The following is a 16,572-nucleotide window of genomic DNA, read 5'->3' on the forward strand; positions in this document are numbered from 1 at the left end:
GATCCCCACCGATTAGGTCTCTTACCCGATCTGCCTGTGGGATGTGTTATTAAATCAACTATTGAAAATAGAAAGGTAGCCGAGCCACATGGATTTTTTATTATCAGAAGATCAACAAATGATTCGAAAAATGGTTCGCGATTTTGCTGAAAATGAGGTGGAGCCAACCGCTGCTGAAAGGGACGCGGAAGAACGTTTTGACCGCTCCCTTTTCACACAAATGGCTGAACTCGGGTTTACGGGGCTCCCTTGGCCGGAAGCGGACGGTGGTGCCGGCAGCGATTTTTTAAGTTACGTCGTTGCCATTGAAGAGCTATCCCGTGTCTGTGCGTCTACGGGGGTTACATTATCCGCCCATATTTCCCTTGCAAGTTGGCCTATCTATAAATTCGGCACGGAAGAGCAGAAAGAAACGTATTTAAAACCGCTTGCGCGCGGGGATAAACTTGGCGCTTTTGGCCTTACGGAACCGGGATCAGGCTCTGATGCAGGCGCGATGAAAACGACGGCCGTCCTCGAAGGGGAACATTATGTGCTGAACGGGGCAAAGATCTTTATCACAAATGGCGGGGAAGCCGATGTTTACGTCGTGTTTGCAGTGATGGATGCAGGACCCGCGGCATTTATCGTGGAAAAAGACGATCCGGGTTTTTTTGTCGGAAAAAAAGAAGTAAAGATGGGCATCCGTTCTTCCCCTACAACTGAAATCCGTCTTGAAAACTGTCGTGTTCCCAAAAAGAATCGTTTGGGAGAGGAAGGCGAAGGATTTAAAATCGCGATGCAGACATTGGACGGCGGTCGTAACGGGATTGCCGCGCAAGCATTAGGAATTGCTCAAGGGGCTCTTGATGCAGCGACGGCTTATGCGAAAGAGCGAAAGCAATTCGGAAAATCCATCGGCGGCCAACAAGGAATCAGCTTTAAACTTGCGGATATGGCAACGAAAATTGAAGCATCCCGACTGTTAACATATCAAGCGGCGTGGCGTGAACAAGAGGGGCTGGATTATGGAAAGGCGTCTGCCATGTCGAAACTTTATGCGGCTGATACGGCGATGGAAGTCACAACGGAAGCGGTGCAAGTGTTCGGAGGCTACGGATATATCCGTGAATACCCAGTGGAACGATATATGCGAGACGCGAAGATCACGCAAATCTACGAGGGAACAAATGAAATCCAACGTCTTGTAATCGCGAAAATGGTGATGGCAGATTAAAGTCATATGAGGGAGGGGGGGCCAACTTTTCGTTTCCCGCTTCCCGCCTCCCATTTCTCACATCTAGTATATCGGGGTGTAACCAATGGAGAAACGATATGTTCCGGCGATGGTTAAAGATGAGCAGCTCATCCAAAAACGGCGTGATCAAATGGTCAAAAGTGCCGTTAAACTTTTCCAGGAAAAAGGGTTTCACCGTACGACAACCCGTGAAATCGCCCGGGCTTCAGGATTTAGCGTGGGCACGATGTATGAATATGTCACTTCCAAAGAAGATATCCTGTATCTTGTTTGTGACGCGGTTTACGATGAAGTGACCGATCGTTTCAATCAACTATTGGATCAGAGTTTGCCTGCCGCAGAGCGTTTTGAACAAATGGTAACCGCCCTTTTTCAAGTGATGGATGAAATGCAGGAAGAAGTGCTCGTCATGTATCAGGAAGCAAAATCATTGCCAAAAGAATCTCTATCCTATGTGTTAAAGAAGGACGAGAGCATGACGGCAGATATTCGAAAAGTGATTGATGAATGCCGCGAAGAAGGGTATTTGACACTGGATGAAGCATCTGCACGTTTTATGGCTGAAAATATAACAGTGAAAGGGCATATGTGGACGTTTAGACGCTGGTCATTAAGGAAACATTATACATTGGAACAATACACCCGCTTGCAACTGGATGCGCTGTTATCCAAATAGGCGATAGGATTAAAAAAAGATCACCCGTTTCCCCATTTTTGGTGGCATAAACTTCTGGAATATGTTTATAATGGTTGGTATGCACACGATCATGCGATTGTGGAAAAATGTATTCTGAATGAAAGGGTGTAAGCCACTGTGACGATTCGTGAACTCGATCGTGATGAGGTATTGGAAATGTCAGCGGTTGAGCTTGCTTACAAAGTATTAAAGGAAAAACGTGAACCTGTTCACTATAATGACTTGTTCGCGGAAATTGCAGAGGTCAAGCAAATAAAAAAGGAACAAATGGATGACCGCCGTACGAAATTGTTCACGGATTTGAACATTGGCGGAAGTTTTGTTCATTTAGGGGCAAATCATTGGGGTTTAAAAGCATGGTATCCTGTTGATCAGTCAGAAGAGGATTTGAGCAGGACCATCCAAGCTTCTTCCAAAGGGGATGAAGAGCAAGAATCGGAGCAACAAGACGATAATTTGGAAGACTTGGAAGATGAACTTGATGAAATTGCAAATGAAGATGATGCAGACAATACGGATGAAGTAGAATATGATGGATTCGGAGACGGTGGCGATAAGGAAGAAAAGGAAGACAAGGATGCTGAAGCTGAACAGTAAGCCTCCTCTTTTTGCAGATCTTGACTTTTGATAATGCCCTAGGTACAATAATTTTTGGGCTTGTATGATGGATAAAAAAAGATGAAACAGAAATTAATTGCCGAAAAAGTGTGCCCCCACCCCCGGTGGTCGTGGTGACACTTTTTTATTTTTGGCATGCGCGGAGCTGCCATATTTTTCATATTTCATTTAAAGGAGCTGGCATAAGGCATGTCTGTGAAATATATATTTGTAACAGGAGGCGTTGTATCTTCCCTTGGGAAAGGAATTGCCGCGGCATCCCTCGGAAGGCTGCTAAAAAATAGAGGATTAAACGTGACGATTCAAAAGTTTGATCCATATATTAATATCGACCCGGGGACAATGAGCCCCTATCAACATGGGGAAGTGTTTGTTACAGATGACGGCGCTGAAGCTGACTTGGACTTGGGGCACTACGAACGTTTTATCGACATTAATTTGAACAAAAACAGTAACGTGACGACGGGAAAAATTTATTCTTCGGTTATTCGAAAAGAACGGCGCGGGGACTATCTCGGAGGTACTGTACAGGTCATTCCCCATGTAACGGACGAGATTAAAGACCGGGTTTATCGAGCGGGAGAGGAATCAAACGTCGATGTGGTGATTACGGAAATCGGAGGAACCGTCGGGGATATTGAGAGCCTTCCATTTCTTGAAGCTATTCGCCAAATTAAAAGTGATGTCGGTGTTGAAAATGTGATGTACATCCATTGCACGTTGATCCCAGTTTTGGAAGCCGCCGGGGAAATGAAATCGAAGCCGACGCAGCATAGCGTAAAGGAGTTACGCTCCCTCGGTATTCAGCCGAATGTGATTGTTGCTCGAACCGAACAACCTGTACCCGATGCGATGAAAGAAAAAATCGCTCTCTTTTGCGACATTGATAAACACGCGGTCATCGAGTCCCGGAACGCCGATGTTCTTTATCAGGTAACGCTCGATTTGCAGGAACAAAGGCTGGATTCCATCGTGTGTGAGCACTTAAACATGGAAACGCCAAAGCCTGAAGCGGATATGGAGGATTGGAAGGCGCTTGTCGAGCGAGTGAGCCATCTTTCCAAAAAAATTACGATCGGCATTGTCGGCAAATATGTAGCTCTCCCGGATGCATACCTATCGATCGTAGAAGCGCTTAAGCACGCCGGTTACGTTTATGATGCGGATGTCAATATTCGTTGGTATAATTCCGAAGATATTACCTGGGATAATGCTGCTGATCATTTCAAGGATATTGACGGTATTCTCGTTCCCTACGGATTTGGCCATCGTGGAATTGAAGGAAAAATAAGTGCGATACGTTATGCTCGTGAACATCAGGTTCCATTTTTTGGCATTTGTCTCGGCATGCAGCTTGCGTCCGTTGAATTCGCCCGCAATGTTCTCGGCCACGAAGGAGCAGCATCGGCAGAGTTCGTAGACCAGCCGGACCACCCGATTATTGATCTGCTTCCGGAACAAAAAGATGTGGAAGACTTGGGAGGCACCCTGCGCCTCGGGCTATACCCTTGCAAACTCAAAGAGGGAACGATCGCAAAAGCGGCGTATGATGAAGAAATTGTATACGAACGCCACCGCCATCGCTATGAGTTTAACAACACCTATCGGGAAGCTTTTGAAAACGCCGGGTTTTTGTTTTCCGGGCAAAGCCCCGACAACCGTCTGGTGGAGATGATCGAATTGAGCGACCATCCTTTTTTCGTGGCTACCCAATTCCACCCGGAATTTGTTTCAAGACCAACGCGTCCTCAACCGCTTTTTCGGGAGTTTATTCATGCAACATTACCTGAAGAGTGAAGCCGAGTATTTATCTGCTCGGCTTTTTTTAAGGTTTTTTTATAACGTATGCCCACTTAGTCTACGGTCATCTCCGACAATTCAAACATCATCGCTTGATAGGCATAAATAATCGCGATCTCTGTTGGGTATCCGCATTTGGATCCATCGGCCGCGGGTACGATAGGAGAAGATTGGGTAATGATCGCGATAGGTTCCTCTATGCCTTCCACAAACGAAAGATTCGGATATCCCGGTCCCAAAAAAGCGAGGGGGATATGCGTCTGTAACAAAGATTGAAGGCGCGATGCCTCATCTTCTGTCTCTGCTCCGTCGCTTAGAACAAGCATGCGGTCAGCAGTGGAAACCTCATCTGTTTGTTGCCAAGTCATACGCTCTATTCCCTGAAGGGTGTCATCGTTTTGGACGATTGTATCTGCAAGTGCGGAGAAGCGCTTGTTCGCAAGTACATATATTTTTCCTTCCCCTACAAGCGCTTGAGCCAAAAGCCGGGCGCTGTCTGCAATCGCTTCATCTTGCTTGCCAATCATATGGAATACATGTTGCAATTGTGTCGTATAACTCTTTATCATGGAATCGTCTCCTTTTCTTTATTCAACATCAAAAATACCATAAAACCCGTGAGTGGCTAAAAGGATGTACATTTAGGATGGAGAAAAAAATATGGGAGAAGCCAGTCCGCATGCCCTTTACGGAAAAGGAGAAAACAATGCGCAAAATATTAATTATTGATGACAAAGAGGGTATTCGTACATTAATAAGAGAAATGTTAAAGGGAGAAGGTTACGTAGTTGAAGATACCAACAACGGATGGGAGGCTTTAGGGTGGATTAGGCGTGAAGATTATGCCCTTATACTTTTAGATGTAAAATTGCCTGGCTTAAACGGTGTGGATATGGTGAAAGCAATGCAGGATGAAGGCATCACAACAGGTGTAATAATTGTGACTGCTTATGAAGAGCACAATACGAACACGGATTTAAAAAACTTGGAAATTGTTGCTTCTTTTTCAAAGCCTTTTGATATTCAGGAGGTTCTGAAAAAGGTAAATCAGTATATGGACGGAGCTTAAATGAGCAAGTGGCCTTCCGAACTGTACATATATCGATGGCTCATGAATTTTCTTCAAATAGGACAAGAAAAAATCATAAGAATTGTGTTATAATACGCAAGTAGTGAATGGTTAAACGAAAAATGGAGTTATATGTCACATCTATTGCAAAGCAATGAATATTTAACGTGCCATTGGTCTGATAGAAAAATGCTTATTCTGTTCGGATGGACGGGACGTTTTGCCCTTTCAAAAGGAAAATCACCGCTGAAGGTAATAAAGGTTTTCGCGTTGCCCCACATATAATTGCCTAACGATCCAATTCTTAGTATCGCGAAAGGAGGGAGGCAAGGATGTTGGTTTTTCCGTATAGGTAACCAATCCTTGCCGAGCTATGATGAAATTTTTTGTTGATTCGGTAAATATGGATGATATTCGCTTCGCCCATGACCTCGGCATTCTGAGCGGGGTAACGACCAACCCCAGTCTCGTTGCCAAAGAAGGGGTGGATTTTACGTCCCGTTTGCAGGAAATTGTTTCGGTTGTTAAGGGTTCTGTAAGCGCTGAAGTAATCGCCACGGAAGCTGAAGAAATGTACAAGGAAGGAAAAGATTTGGCCGCCATTGCGCCGAATATCACCGTGAAAGTTCCAATGACACTGGATGGCCTAAAAGCGGTGAAGGCTTTAAAAGCGGATGGAATTGAAACGAATGTAACTTTGGTCTTTTCAACTGTGCAAGCGCTTTTGGCAGCCAGAGCCGGAGCCGCATATGTATCCCCGTTTATCGGCCGCCTTGATGACATTGGCCATAGCGGCGTTGACTTGATCGGAGAAATCGCGAACAGTTTCTCCTTGCATGACATTGATACACAAATCATCGCGGCTTCCGTCCGTCATTCCATGCATGTGTCAGAAGCAGCCAAACAAGGCGCACACATTGCAACGATCCCTCCGAAGGTGATTCACCAACTTGTGCAGCATCCATTGACAGATAAAGGGTTGGATGCCTTTCTTGCCGATTGGGAAAAGATGAACGGAAAAAGTTAGTTTATGAGCGGTTTGCAAAGGGCGTCTATTAAGATGATGGAATGTCTATACTGGAAATGCTTTAGGAATGTGCTGGCTTGTATGTTGAGGGTCCGGCACTTTTCCTTATCAATAATTTTGCGAGTGATGAGACAATTGCCAAATGAGGAAGTGACAGACAATGGACAAGCTAATGGTAGAAGGTGGACATTCGCTATCCGGACAAGTTCAAATCAGTGGAGCCAAGAACAGTGCGGTGGCGTTAATACCTGCGGCAATCCTGGCGGACGCCCCTGTTAATGTCGATAATCTGCCACTAATCTCAGATGTTGAAATTTTGGCCGATTTGTTGCAGCACATCGGCGCTGATGTTGAACACCATGGTGAATCGATCACCATTGACCCGCGTAGCATTACACCTGCACCATTGCCGAACGGCCGCGTGAAAAAAATGAGAGCTTCTTATTATATGATGGGAGCTATGTTAGGGAAATTTAAAAAGGCAGATATAGGTTTGCCCGGAGGTTGCAATCTTGGTCCCCGCCCCATTGATCAACACATTAAAGGTTTTGAAGCATTGGGGGCGACGGTATCGAATGAACAAGGATCGATATTTTTACGCGCGAATGAACTTAGGGGCGCGAGAATTTACTTGGATGTAGTCAGCGTAGGCGCAACGATTAATATCATGCTTGCTGCCGCACGTGCAAAAGGGCGGACGGTTATCGAAAATGCGGCAAAGGAACCGGAAATTATTGATGTTGCCACCATTCTATCGAGCATGGGGGCAGTCATCAAAGGCGCGGGTACAGATGTTATCCGCATTGAAGGGCAAGATAAACTGACCGGGTGCAACCACACCATTATTCCCGATCGAATCGAAGCGGGCACGTACATGATAACAGCAGCTACAATGGGCGAGGAAGTAACGATTGAGAATGTTATTCCCGATCATTTAGAGTCGTTAACAGCGAAATTGCAGGAAATGGGCGTTGAGATCATTACCAAAGATGAATCTGTCGTTATACGTTCAAACAACGCACTTAAAGGGGTGGATATTAAAACGCTTGTTCACCCCGGTTTTCCGACCGATTTACAACAACCGGTGACAGCTTTGCTTGCCAAAGCGCAAGGCACGAGTATCATTACGGACACCATTTACAATGCCCGGTTTAAACATATTGATGAGCTGCGGCGGATGGGAGCCGACATAAAAGTTGAGGGCCGTTCCGCGATGGTCAATGGCGGAATAAAATTGGAAGGTGCGCGTGTGAAGGCGAGTGATCTTCGGGCAGGCGCTGCCTTGGTCATTGCAGGGCTTTTTGCGGATGGTGTCACGGAGGTCACCGGCGTGCACCATATCGACCGAGGATATGAAGCTTTTGAAGATAAGCTTTTAATGTTGGGAGCCAAGCTTTGGCGGGAAAAAATGACAGAGGAAGAACAGGACCAATTGAAAGATTCGTAATGGGGGAGAGGCAGATGGAAAGAAGTTTATCGATGGAGCTTGTGCGTGTAACCGAGGCGGCAGCTTTGTCATCTGCAAGATGGATGGGGCGAGGGCTCAAAGAGGAAGCGGATGATGCTGCAACAAGCGCGATGCGTGATGTCTTCGACACGATCCCGATGGAGGGCAAAGTAGTGATCGGCGAAGGGGAAAAAGATGAAGCGCCAATGCTTTATATCGGTGAAAAGCTAGGCACCGGTTCCGGTCCCCAGGTTGATGTGGCTGTGGATCCGGTTGAAGGAACCAATATTGTGGCAAATGGCCAATGGAATGCGTTGGCTGTCATCGCGATCGCTGATCAAGGGGAGTTGTTGCATGCCCCTGATATGTACATGGATAAAATAGCCGTTGGGCCAGAAGCGGTTGGTGTGATTGACTTGGATGCACCTGTTACGGAAAATCTTCAAGCGGTTGCGAAAGCACGGGGAAAAGATGTCGATGATCTTGTCGTGAGCATCTTAAACAGGGAACGCCATCAGAATATTATCAATGATGTCCGCGAAGCCGGCGCCCGCATCAAACTTATTCAAGATGGGGACGTGGCAGCGGCCATTAATACCGCTTTTGATGAAACGGGTGTGGATATGTTAATAGGTGCCGGCGGAGCGCCGGAAGGTGTGATTTCTGCTGTTGCTTTAAAGTGTCTCGGCGGAGAAGTGCAAGGCCGTCTGTTGCCGAAAGACGAGGCGGAAGCTGACCGTTGCCGCAGGATGGGCATCGAGGACCCTTCGAAAATTTTCTACATGAACGACCTTGTCGGTGGGGATGACTGCATTTTCGCCGCTACGGGCATCACGGACGGGGAATTGTTGAAAGGGGTCCACTACAAGAGCAAGCGGGCTTCCACGCAATCGCTTGTCATGCGGGCGAAATCCGGAACTGTCCGTTTTGTGGACGGGAAGCATAATGTCGAAAAAAAGCCGGCCTTTGTGTTCAAGACTTAAGCAAAACAATCGCTCATGACTCCACATTGCGAGGTACCGGCGCTGGCAGTGTCTTTTTTATACGCAGGAAGGCTGCTTAGGACTTGGCGAAAAGCCAAGTTTTTCTTGCCTTTCAAGAGGAACATGGTATAATATAAAAAAAGAACATGCGTTCTTATTATAACCTCTATTTTTGTCTTATGTTGTCACAGTGGTTTTTTTAAACGATGGCATATGTTACTTTTAAGTCAACCCATAGAGACAGTTTTTCCTATCCAACTGTATTGGACCTGCCTCGCTTCCTTCAACAGATTGTGAATGTGTGCTTTGCCTCGCCCTTATGTATTCCTAAAAAAGAAATCCGTAAGCCGTTTGAATTTATGAAAGATGGTGATGAATATTGAGTTTATCTTTAGCTGAGCTTGAACATAAGACGTTGCGGGATCTTTACAGGCTCGCGAAAGAATTTAGAATTTCCTATTATAGCAAATTGACGAAACAGGAATTGATCTTCGCGATTTTAAAAGGACAAGCGGAACAGGACGGTCTTATGTTCATGGAAGGCGTACTGGAAATTATACAAACAGAAGGGTATGGTTTCCTGCGGCCGATCAATTATTTGCCGAGTTCTCAAGATATTTATATATCTGCATCGCAAATTCGCCGTTTCGATTTGCGTAATGGGGACCGTGTCTCCGGGAAGGTGCGGAAACCAAAAGATAACGAGCGTTATCACGGATTGTTGCAAGTAGAGGCAGTAAATGGAGATGAACCGGATACAGCGAAAGAACGCCCCCATTTCCCGGCGCTCACGCCGTTATTCCCGAATGAACGCATGCGTTTGGAAACAAACCCGGGACGGCTTTCCGCCAGAATAATGGATATTATTACACCCGTGGGTTTTGGGCAGCGAGGGCTAATTGTAGCACCGCCGAAAGCAGGGAAAACATCGCTTTTGAAACAGGTGGCGAATAGCATAACGGAAAATCATCCCGATGCCGAATTAATCATGTTGCTCATTGATGAACGTCCGGAAGAAGTGACCGATATTGAACGCTCGGTAGACGGGGAGGTGGTCCATTCCACTTTTGATGAAGTGCCGGAAAATCATGTGAAAGTGACCGAGCTTGTATTGGAACGGGCCATGCGTCTCGTGGAACAAAAAAAAGATGTCGTCATTTTAATGGACAGCATTACGCGGTTGGCCCGGGCGTATAACCTCGTCATACCGCCGAGCGGACGAACGTTGTCCGGAGGGATTGATCCCGCTGCTTTCCATCGCCCGAAACGATTTTTCGGGGCTGCACGCAATATAGAAGAAGGTGGCAGCATGACCATCTTGGCCACGGCACTTGTCGATACAGGTTCCCGCATGGACGATGTCATTTATGAAGAATTTAAAGGCACGGGAAACATGGAATTGCACTTGGACCGCCGCCTCGCGGAAAGGCGAATATTCCCGTCTATCGATATCCGGCGTTCCAGCACCCGAAAAGAAGAGCTGCTAGTCGCGAAAAGCCAGCTGGAAAGTTTATGGGCAATGCGCAAAACGATGAACGATTCCCCCGAATTCATCGATCATTTTATTCGCCGGATCAAAGATACGAAAACAAATGATGAATTCTTTGAGCGCATGGAACAAGATAAAGCAAGAACAAACACAAAAGCGAAAGCCGGTAGTTATTCCTCCGGGTAGCAGCATTTTTAGCGTTAGATCCCGGTGGTCATTATCGCACCCCTTGAAAAACGCAATTGGCCTTGGTATAATCACAACATGTGTGAAACGAGCGCTTGTGTTCAAGCGTGTAGAGGAGGGAACGCAACCATGAAAACGGACATTCATCCGCAGTATCAAAATGTTGTCTTTTTAGATACAGGCACCGGTTTCAAGTTTATGGGCGGATCAACCATGTCTTCAGAAGAGACGGTTGAATGGGAGGATGGCAATACGTACCCGCTGATTAAAGTAGAAATCAGCTCTGATTCGCATCCTTTCTATACCGGAAAACAAAAGCTTGCAGACGCTGGCGGCCGGATCGACAAATTCAAAAAGAAATACAACTTGGATTAATAATGAAAAAGACTGCTCGACTGTCATCTTGACAGGGGCAGTCTTTTTTTTGCCCGATCGGGTTAGTGTATGCCATTAACATCCATGATTTTTTCTTAAGTTTTTGGGGGAAGAATAGGGATACACCTCTGAACAAGGGGGTATCAGTATGTTGAAAAGGCTCTGTTGCTTGTTTCTTTTTGTCAGCCTCGTCGCGTGTACGCCGGCAAACCCGCCACAGGCGATCGATGCTTACGGGCTGCACGATTATATTCAGATGAATGGCCTTAAAGTTGAAGTCACGCCGGGCGATCATGGGGGCTGAACAGACCGAGCCTCTCTGCGTTTCATGGATGCAGAGAGGCCTTATTTATTTTGCTCGTCTGGCTGCTTGTTGCACAGGGTCCCATACGCCGTTATAGGGAGGGGCGTAAGATAAATCAAGGTCTTCAAACTCATCCATGCTCATGGAGTGAAAAAGTGCTGTCGCCAATACATCGATGCGTTTATCAACCCCTGACTCCCCGATGATTTGCGCACCGAGGAGCAAATGGTTATCGGTTCTGTACACAAGCTTAATATGGAGCGGTTTTTTATCCGTGAAATAGCCGGCAATATCCGTTCCTTTATAATAGACCGATTCTGCGGGGATCCCCAATGCTTCTGCTTCTTTTTCCGAAAGCCCTGCGCGAGCCGCCGTCAAACGAAGAAAACGAAAGATAGCAGTGCCGACAACCCCTTGAAAGGATTTATCTACCCCAGCCATATTTGTGCCGGCAATACGCCCTTGTTTGTTTGCGTGTGTGCCCAGAGGCAAATAGTCGTGTTGTTCTTTGATGCGATGATATTGCAGGGCGCAATCCCCGGCTGCGTAAACATTCGCCAGATTGGTTTTCATGTGGCCATTGACGTGAATGGCGCCTTTTTCATTTTGCCTGATACCTGAACCGTTCAAAAATGATGTATTCGGTTTAATCCCTGTGGCAAAAACAACAAGATCGGTGGCAAAAGCTTCATCGTCAGCATACAAAGCATTTACGCGCCCATCCGCATCTGCCTTCAGTTCCGTTACGGTCTTGTTGAAAACAATTTCGATCCCTTGTGCTTCTGCTTCGTCATGCAAAAGTGTGGCCATATCGCCGTCAAACATTTTCGCCAATTGGCGGTTGCGTTCCACTAGGCGCACGGGAATATGTTGGGTAGCAAAAGCTTCCGCGAGCTCGAGCCCGACGTATCCGCCGCCAACGATGGTTACTTGGCGGTGCTGATGGAGGTCGCTTTGCAAGTGTTCAAGATCGGGTATGGTTTTTAGCGTGTGCACGCCTTTCGCGTCATTGCCCGGAAGAGGTGGAATAACCGGATCAGCGCCGGTCGCGATTAATAATTTGTCGTAAGAAATGCTGAAATCCTGATTCCGTTCCAAATCTATGCCAAACACTTGTTGTTTGTTTGGATCAATGCTTTTTACCTCATGGTAAGTACGTGCGTCGATGCCGTATTTTTCCTGAAATGTTTCCCGTGATCTGGCAATCAAGTCCGTTGTTTGGTTCACCGATCCTTCAATGACGTAAGGCAGACCACATTGTGCATAGGAATAGATGCCGCCTCTTTCCAATGTTGTAACCTCTGCGTGATTGGGGTCACGGCGGATAATTTGCATGGCGGCGCTCATTCCCGCGGCATCGCCGCCTATAATAACGTATTGTGTCATAATATACCCCCATTTACGATTACCATTCCCTCTCCTATATAAAAAGAAACTGCGGCTTTTTGCACACCTGATTTTGACGCCTACAGCCCCTTATATTATACTGTGTGAAGCAGTAGAATGAGGTGAATGTTGTGTTCGAAAAATTGCAATCGGTGGAAGATCGCTACCTTCAACTCAACGAATGGCTTAGTGACCCTGATATCGTTAATGATCCCGACAAACTAAGGGATTATTCAAAAGAACAATCGGACTTGGAAGAAACAGTACAAACGTATCGCAGTTATAAACAAACGATGGAAGAGCTAGATGAAGCAAAAACGATGTTAAACGACAATATGGACGATGACATGCAGCAGATGGTTGATGATGAAGTCGAGGAGTTAAGCAAAAAACAGGAAGAACTCGAAGAACACTTAAAAGTCCTGCTTATTCCGAAAGACCCCAATGACGAAAAGAACGTGATCGTAGAAATTCGTGGCGCCGCCGGCGGGGACGAAGCCGCGTTATTTGCGGGCGACCTTTTTCGCATGTACAGCCGTTATGCGGAAAAAAACAATTGGAAAGCGGATGTAATCGAATCCCACGAAACCGACATGGGCGGGTACAAAGAAATTATATTTACGATTAACGGAGAAGACGCGTTTTCGAAAATGAAGTATGAAAACGGCGCCCATCGCGTACAGCGCGTGCCTTCCACGGAATCCGGCGGCCGCATTCACACATCCACGGCGACGGTGGCCGTATTGCCGGAAGCAGAGGACGTGGAAGTGGAAATTCACGATAAGGATTTGCGCGTGGACACCTTTGCTTCCAGCGGGCCCGGCGGCCAGAGTGTCAACACGACCATGTCTGCCGTTCGCATTACACACGAGCCCACCGGAATCGTAGTCTCGTGCCAAGATGAAAAATCGCAAATCAAGAATCGCGATAAAGCGATGAAAGTGTTACGGGCGCGCATTTACGACAAATATCAAAAAGAAGCCGAAGATGAATACGCGGAGAATCGTAAGCAAGCAGTGGGAACCGGAGATCGTTCCGAGCGAATCCGCACGTACAATTTTCCGCAAAGTCGTGTCACGGATCACCGGATCGGCTTGACGCTGCAAAAGCTTGATCAAGTGATGGAAGGAAATATAGAAGAGATCATTGAGCAATTAATTGTTGAGGAACAGGCGGAGCTGATGGAGAATGCAGAACAATAACGAACAGGGGATGCCTGCCCCGCCCCCGCGTGTATCGGAAGCCCTGCAGTGGGCTTCGTCTTTTTTTCAAAAAATAGGGTTGGAAAAAAAAGCGGCGGAATACCTCATGCAAGATTTGTTGCAATTAGAAAGTGTCTCTTACCATCTCCATTTAAGGGAACGCCTTGGCAATGAGCAGTGGAAACAATATCAAAAGTGGACAGAACGTCATGGCGAAGGCGAGCCGGTCCAATATATTACAGGCGCTGCCTATTTTTATGGCCGCCGCTTCAGCGTTAATCCATTTGTATTGATTCCGCGCCACGAAACAGAAGAGCTCGTGGAAGCCGTTTTAACGAAGGCAAAACAACGAATGGATCGGCCGACGATTGCAGATGTCGGAACGGGAAGCGGAGCCATAGCGGTCACACTCGCCCTGGAGTGGCCTGAAGCAACAGTATCGGCTTTAGATGTGTCCCGCGAAGCACTGGCGATTGCCAGGGAGAATGGAGATGAGTTAGGGGCCTCCTCCGTGGAGTTTCTCGAGGGAAACATGTTGGCTCCCTTACGGCAACAAGGACGGACGACGGATGTTATCGTGGCCAATCCCCCTTACGTTACGACCCGTGAATGGCGATCGCTTTCATCGCTCGTACGGGAGCACGAGCCCCGGCAGGCGTTGGATGGCGGAGCAGATGGCTTGTACTTTTACCGGAAATTGGCGGAAGATTTACCCGATACGCTTGCCGAAGATGGTTTGGCTTTTTTTGAAATCGGTGAACTGCAAGGTCCCGCAATTATGCTGCTCATGGAACAACAGTTGCCCGAAGCGGATGTTGATATCCTGCAGGACATCAATGGCAAAGATCGTTTCGTGATGATTGAACGGTAAGCCGCGAACTTTGTCGGACGATTATGCGTTTAACCCATCCTTTCCTTTGCCCAACCTGGTGGGTAGAGAGAGGATGGGATTAAGCCATGAAATCAGCTATTATTTATGTTTTTATCGGTTTATTTTTGGTTGTGGGGAATTGGGAAAGCCAGCAACAGCATTGGCAAGAAGAGGATCCGGTACCGGAAGATTCGATTCGGCTGCGGATTTTTTCCCATGATGATTCATTGCTGCAACAGGAAATCAAGCGGGAAGTGCGAGATGAAGTGGCCATTTACAGTGCCGAGCACATGGATGATGTGCCGACAAAAGAAGAAGCGCGAGAAGTATTCGACGCACATTTGGAGATCATAGAAAAAAAAGCTGAAGAAGTGGTTCACGCGTATGACGCTTCGATGCCTGTGGATGTGTCATTGGAAAAAGAAGTGGAATTTCCTACCCGTGTGTATGGCCCGCTCGTTTACCCGGCCGGGGATTACGAAGCGTTGGTCATTGATATCGGCGACGGGGAGGGCGAAAACTGGTGGTGCGTACTTTTTCCGCCCCTTTGTTTATCGGACCTTGGCATCGGGGAAGAAGAGGAAGAGACGGATCAAGAAGAAAAGGAAGAAGATATCGAAGAAGAGCCTGAGTTTTCGTTTTTTCTTGCCGAAGTTTGGGATGGCTGGTTCGGAGCGTAGTGGTGCAAAACAGGAGATATGTGGATAAACAGCAGCATTTTGTGGATAAGCGAATATTGATGAAAAGCCTGCTACAAAAGGATTAAACGGACGTGGAGGAGAAAAAGCGTTGAGTTGCCAACAGACGGAACACTTGAGTGTGGATAACTATGTTGATGAAAAAGCTTTCCGGGATTGCGTGGAAAAGGCAGCGAAGATCCTGCGCGCAGAGGAGCTTGTTGCTTTTCCGACAGAAACGGTTTACGGTTTGGGTGCCAACGGATTATCCACACGGGCTGTGCAAAAAATTTTTACCGCCAAAGGACGCCCGAGCGATAATCCGCTTATTTTACATATTGGTTCATTGGCCCAATTAGGCCCGCTGTTACGCGAGCCTATTTCGGTTTACGCTGAAAAATTGATCGAACACTTTTGGCCGGGTCCTTTGACGCTTATTTTTCCCGCGAGTGATCGTGTGCCGTCGGTGGTCACGGGTGGTCTTGACACGGTGGCCGTGCGCATGCCTGCGCACCGGCTGGCGCGTGAGATTATAGCAAAAGCGGGTGTACCTATCGCGGCTCCGAGTGCGAATCGTTCAGGGAAGCCGAGTCCAACGCGAGCGGAACATGTGCGCGAGGATCTGGATGGACGTGTGGCGGCAATTATTGATGGGGGAAGCACCGGGTATGGATTAGAGTCCACCGTCGTGGATGTAAGCAACCGCGAGGCGTCTCCGCGAATTTTACGGCCGGGTGGCATTACAGAAGAAGGAATTGAAGAAACACTCGGTGTATCAATTTCCATGGAAGGCAGTGAGAGAAAAAAAGACAATGTGCGGGCACCCGGAATGAAATATCGTCACTACTCTCCGGATACCGACGTTGAGCTTGTGGAAGGCTCCAGTGCTGTCATGCAAGCGCGAATAGACGAGGCGAGAATGCACGGGAAAAGGGCAGCAGCCGCGATCACTTCGGATCGCGCGGACAAAATTTCGGCAGACAGGATATTAGTCTTAGGTGACGGGACGGATCTGCAAACCATCTCATCACATTTATACGATCATTTGAGAGCTGTGGACAAAATGGATGTGGATGTGTTGTTTGTGCAAACATTTACGGAAACAGGCCTCGGCAAAGCGATTATGAACCGGTTGTACAAGGCTGCTAACCCATAAGCGGCTGGAGGCGGGAGGGGCTCCATGCTTCGGCGGCGAAATTTAGCA

Annotated in this window: 17 protein-coding genes; 15 read left to right on the forward strand and 2 right to left on the reverse strand. The window is 47.2% G+C overall.

Features of this window, described 5'->3' with window-relative positions:
• Nucleotides 1-88 precede the first annotated feature (88 nt).
• The 4 genes from EPH95_RS11620 (at nucleotide 89) to EPH95_RS11635 (ending at nucleotide 4,349) form a co-directional block, all read left to right on the forward strand.
• On the forward strand, nucleotides 89-1,216 hold the full coding sequence (locus EPH95_RS11620) for an acyl-CoA dehydrogenase (RefSeq protein WP_142090165.1): 1,128 nt from the start codon (nucleotides 89-91) through the stop codon (nucleotides 1,214-1,216).
• Between the two features lie 85 nt (nucleotides 1,217-1,301).
• On the forward strand, nucleotides 1,302-1,913 hold the full coding sequence (locus EPH95_RS11625; RefSeq protein WP_142090167.1) for a TetR/AcrR family transcriptional regulator: 612 nt from the start codon (nucleotides 1,302-1,304) through the stop codon (nucleotides 1,911-1,913).
• Nucleotides 1,914-2,051: 138 nt separating this feature from the next.
• Nucleotides 2,052-2,531, forward strand: a complete 480-nt coding sequence (gene rpoE, locus EPH95_RS11630) for a DNA-directed RNA polymerase subunit delta (protein WP_142090169.1) — start codon at nucleotides 2,052-2,054, stop codon at nucleotides 2,529-2,531.
• A 210-nt stretch (nucleotides 2,532-2,741) separates the two neighbouring features.
• Nucleotides 2,742-4,349 (forward strand): CTP synthase, encoded by a 1,608-nt coding sequence (locus tag EPH95_RS11635; RefSeq protein ID WP_142090171.1) that lies wholly within the window; start codon nucleotides 2,742-2,744, stop codon nucleotides 4,347-4,349.
• Nucleotides 4,350-4,405: 56 nt separating this feature from the next.
• On the opposite strand, the gene EPH95_RS11640 is transcribed toward EPH95_RS11635, so the two are convergent.
• Nucleotides 4,406-4,921: a DUF2529 family protein gene (locus EPH95_RS11640; protein WP_142090173.1), complete on the reverse strand. Its 516-nt coding sequence runs from the start codon at nucleotides 4,919-4,921 to the stop codon at nucleotides 4,406-4,408.
• Nucleotides 4,922-4,998: 77 nt separating this feature from the next.
• On the opposite strand from EPH95_RS11640, the gene EPH95_RS11645 reads away from it, so the two are divergent.
• From EPH95_RS11645 to EPH95_RS18875, 7 genes are all read left to right on the forward strand, one after another.
• Nucleotides 4,999-5,421, forward strand: coding sequence for a response regulator (locus tag EPH95_RS11645; protein WP_142090175.1), 423 nt, complete (start codon nucleotides 4,999-5,001; stop codon nucleotides 5,419-5,421).
• 376 nt (nucleotides 5,422-5,797) lie between these two features.
• A complete protein-coding gene (fsa, locus tag EPH95_RS11650) occupies nucleotides 5,798-6,448 on the forward strand; it encodes a fructose-6-phosphate aldolase (protein ID WP_142091594.1) in 651 nt (216 codons plus the stop codon).
• Between the two features lie 160 nt (nucleotides 6,449-6,608).
• Nucleotides 6,609-7,895 (forward strand): UDP-N-acetylglucosamine 1-carboxyvinyltransferase, encoded by a 1,287-nt coding sequence (locus EPH95_RS11655; protein WP_142090177.1) that lies wholly within the window; start codon nucleotides 6,609-6,611, stop codon nucleotides 7,893-7,895.
• 14 nt (nucleotides 7,896-7,909) lie between these two features.
• Nucleotides 7,910-8,878, forward strand: a complete 969-nt coding sequence (gene glpX, locus EPH95_RS11660) for a class II fructose-bisphosphatase (protein WP_142090180.1) — start codon at nucleotides 7,910-7,912, stop codon at nucleotides 8,876-8,878.
• 379 nt (nucleotides 8,879-9,257) lie between these two features.
• The gene (rho, locus tag EPH95_RS11665; RefSeq protein ID WP_142090182.1) at nucleotides 9,258-10,553 is read left to right on the forward strand and encodes a transcription termination factor Rho; all 1,296 of its coding nucleotides are present in this window, start codon (nucleotides 9,258-9,260) and stop codon (nucleotides 10,551-10,553) included.
• Between the two features lie 129 nt (nucleotides 10,554-10,682).
• Nucleotides 10,683-10,928 carry a type B 50S ribosomal protein L31 gene (locus tag EPH95_RS11670; protein ID WP_142090184.1) on the forward strand — a complete coding sequence of 82 codons (246 nt, stop codon included), beginning with the start codon at nucleotides 10,683-10,685 and terminating at the stop codon, nucleotides 10,926-10,928.
• Between the two features lie 148 nt (nucleotides 10,929-11,076).
• The gene (locus EPH95_RS18875; RefSeq protein WP_160141739.1) at nucleotides 11,077-11,232 is read left to right on the forward strand and encodes a hypothetical protein; all 156 of its coding nucleotides are present in this window, start codon (nucleotides 11,077-11,079) and stop codon (nucleotides 11,230-11,232) included.
• A gap of 45 nt (nucleotides 11,233-11,277) precedes the next feature.
• Here the strand turns inward: EPH95_RS18875 and EPH95_RS11675 are convergent, their stop codons facing one another.
• Nucleotides 11,278-12,618 carry an FAD-dependent oxidoreductase gene (locus EPH95_RS11675; RefSeq protein ID WP_142090186.1) on the reverse strand — a complete coding sequence of 447 codons (1,341 nt, stop codon included), beginning with the start codon at nucleotides 12,616-12,618 and terminating at the stop codon, nucleotides 11,278-11,280.
• A 131-nt stretch (nucleotides 12,619-12,749) separates the two neighbouring features.
• Between EPH95_RS11675 and prfA the strand changes: the two genes are divergently transcribed.
• From prfA to EPH95_RS11695, 4 genes are all read left to right on the forward strand, one after another.
• Nucleotides 12,750-13,820 carry a peptide chain release factor 1 gene (prfA, locus tag EPH95_RS11680; RefSeq protein ID WP_142090188.1) on the forward strand — a complete coding sequence of 357 codons (1,071 nt, stop codon included), beginning with the start codon at nucleotides 12,750-12,752 and terminating at the stop codon, nucleotides 13,818-13,820.
• Complete coding sequence (gene prmC / locus EPH95_RS11685; RefSeq protein ID WP_142090190.1) at nucleotides 13,807-14,691, forward strand: peptide chain release factor N(5)-glutamine methyltransferase; 885 nt, start codon at nucleotides 13,807-13,809, stop codon at nucleotides 14,689-14,691. Before prfA ends, prmC begins: the two co-directional genes overlap by 14 nt.
• Nucleotides 14,692-14,777: 86 nt before the next feature.
• On the forward strand, nucleotides 14,778-15,371 hold the full coding sequence (locus EPH95_RS11690; protein ID WP_142090192.1) for a stage II sporulation protein R: 594 nt from the start codon (nucleotides 14,778-14,780) through the stop codon (nucleotides 15,369-15,371).
• Between the two features lie 109 nt (nucleotides 15,372-15,480).
• Nucleotides 15,481-16,524, forward strand: coding sequence for an L-threonylcarbamoyladenylate synthase (locus EPH95_RS11695; RefSeq protein WP_405127383.1), 1,044 nt, complete (start codon nucleotides 15,481-15,483; stop codon nucleotides 16,522-16,524).
• Nucleotides 16,525-16,572: the final 48 nt, after the last annotated feature.

Origin of the sequence: Salicibibacter halophilus (assembly GCF_006740705.1) — a bacterium.
GTDB classification, from domain to species: domain Bacteria; phylum Bacillota; class Bacilli; order Bacillales; family Marinococcaceae; genus Salicibibacter; species Salicibibacter halophilus.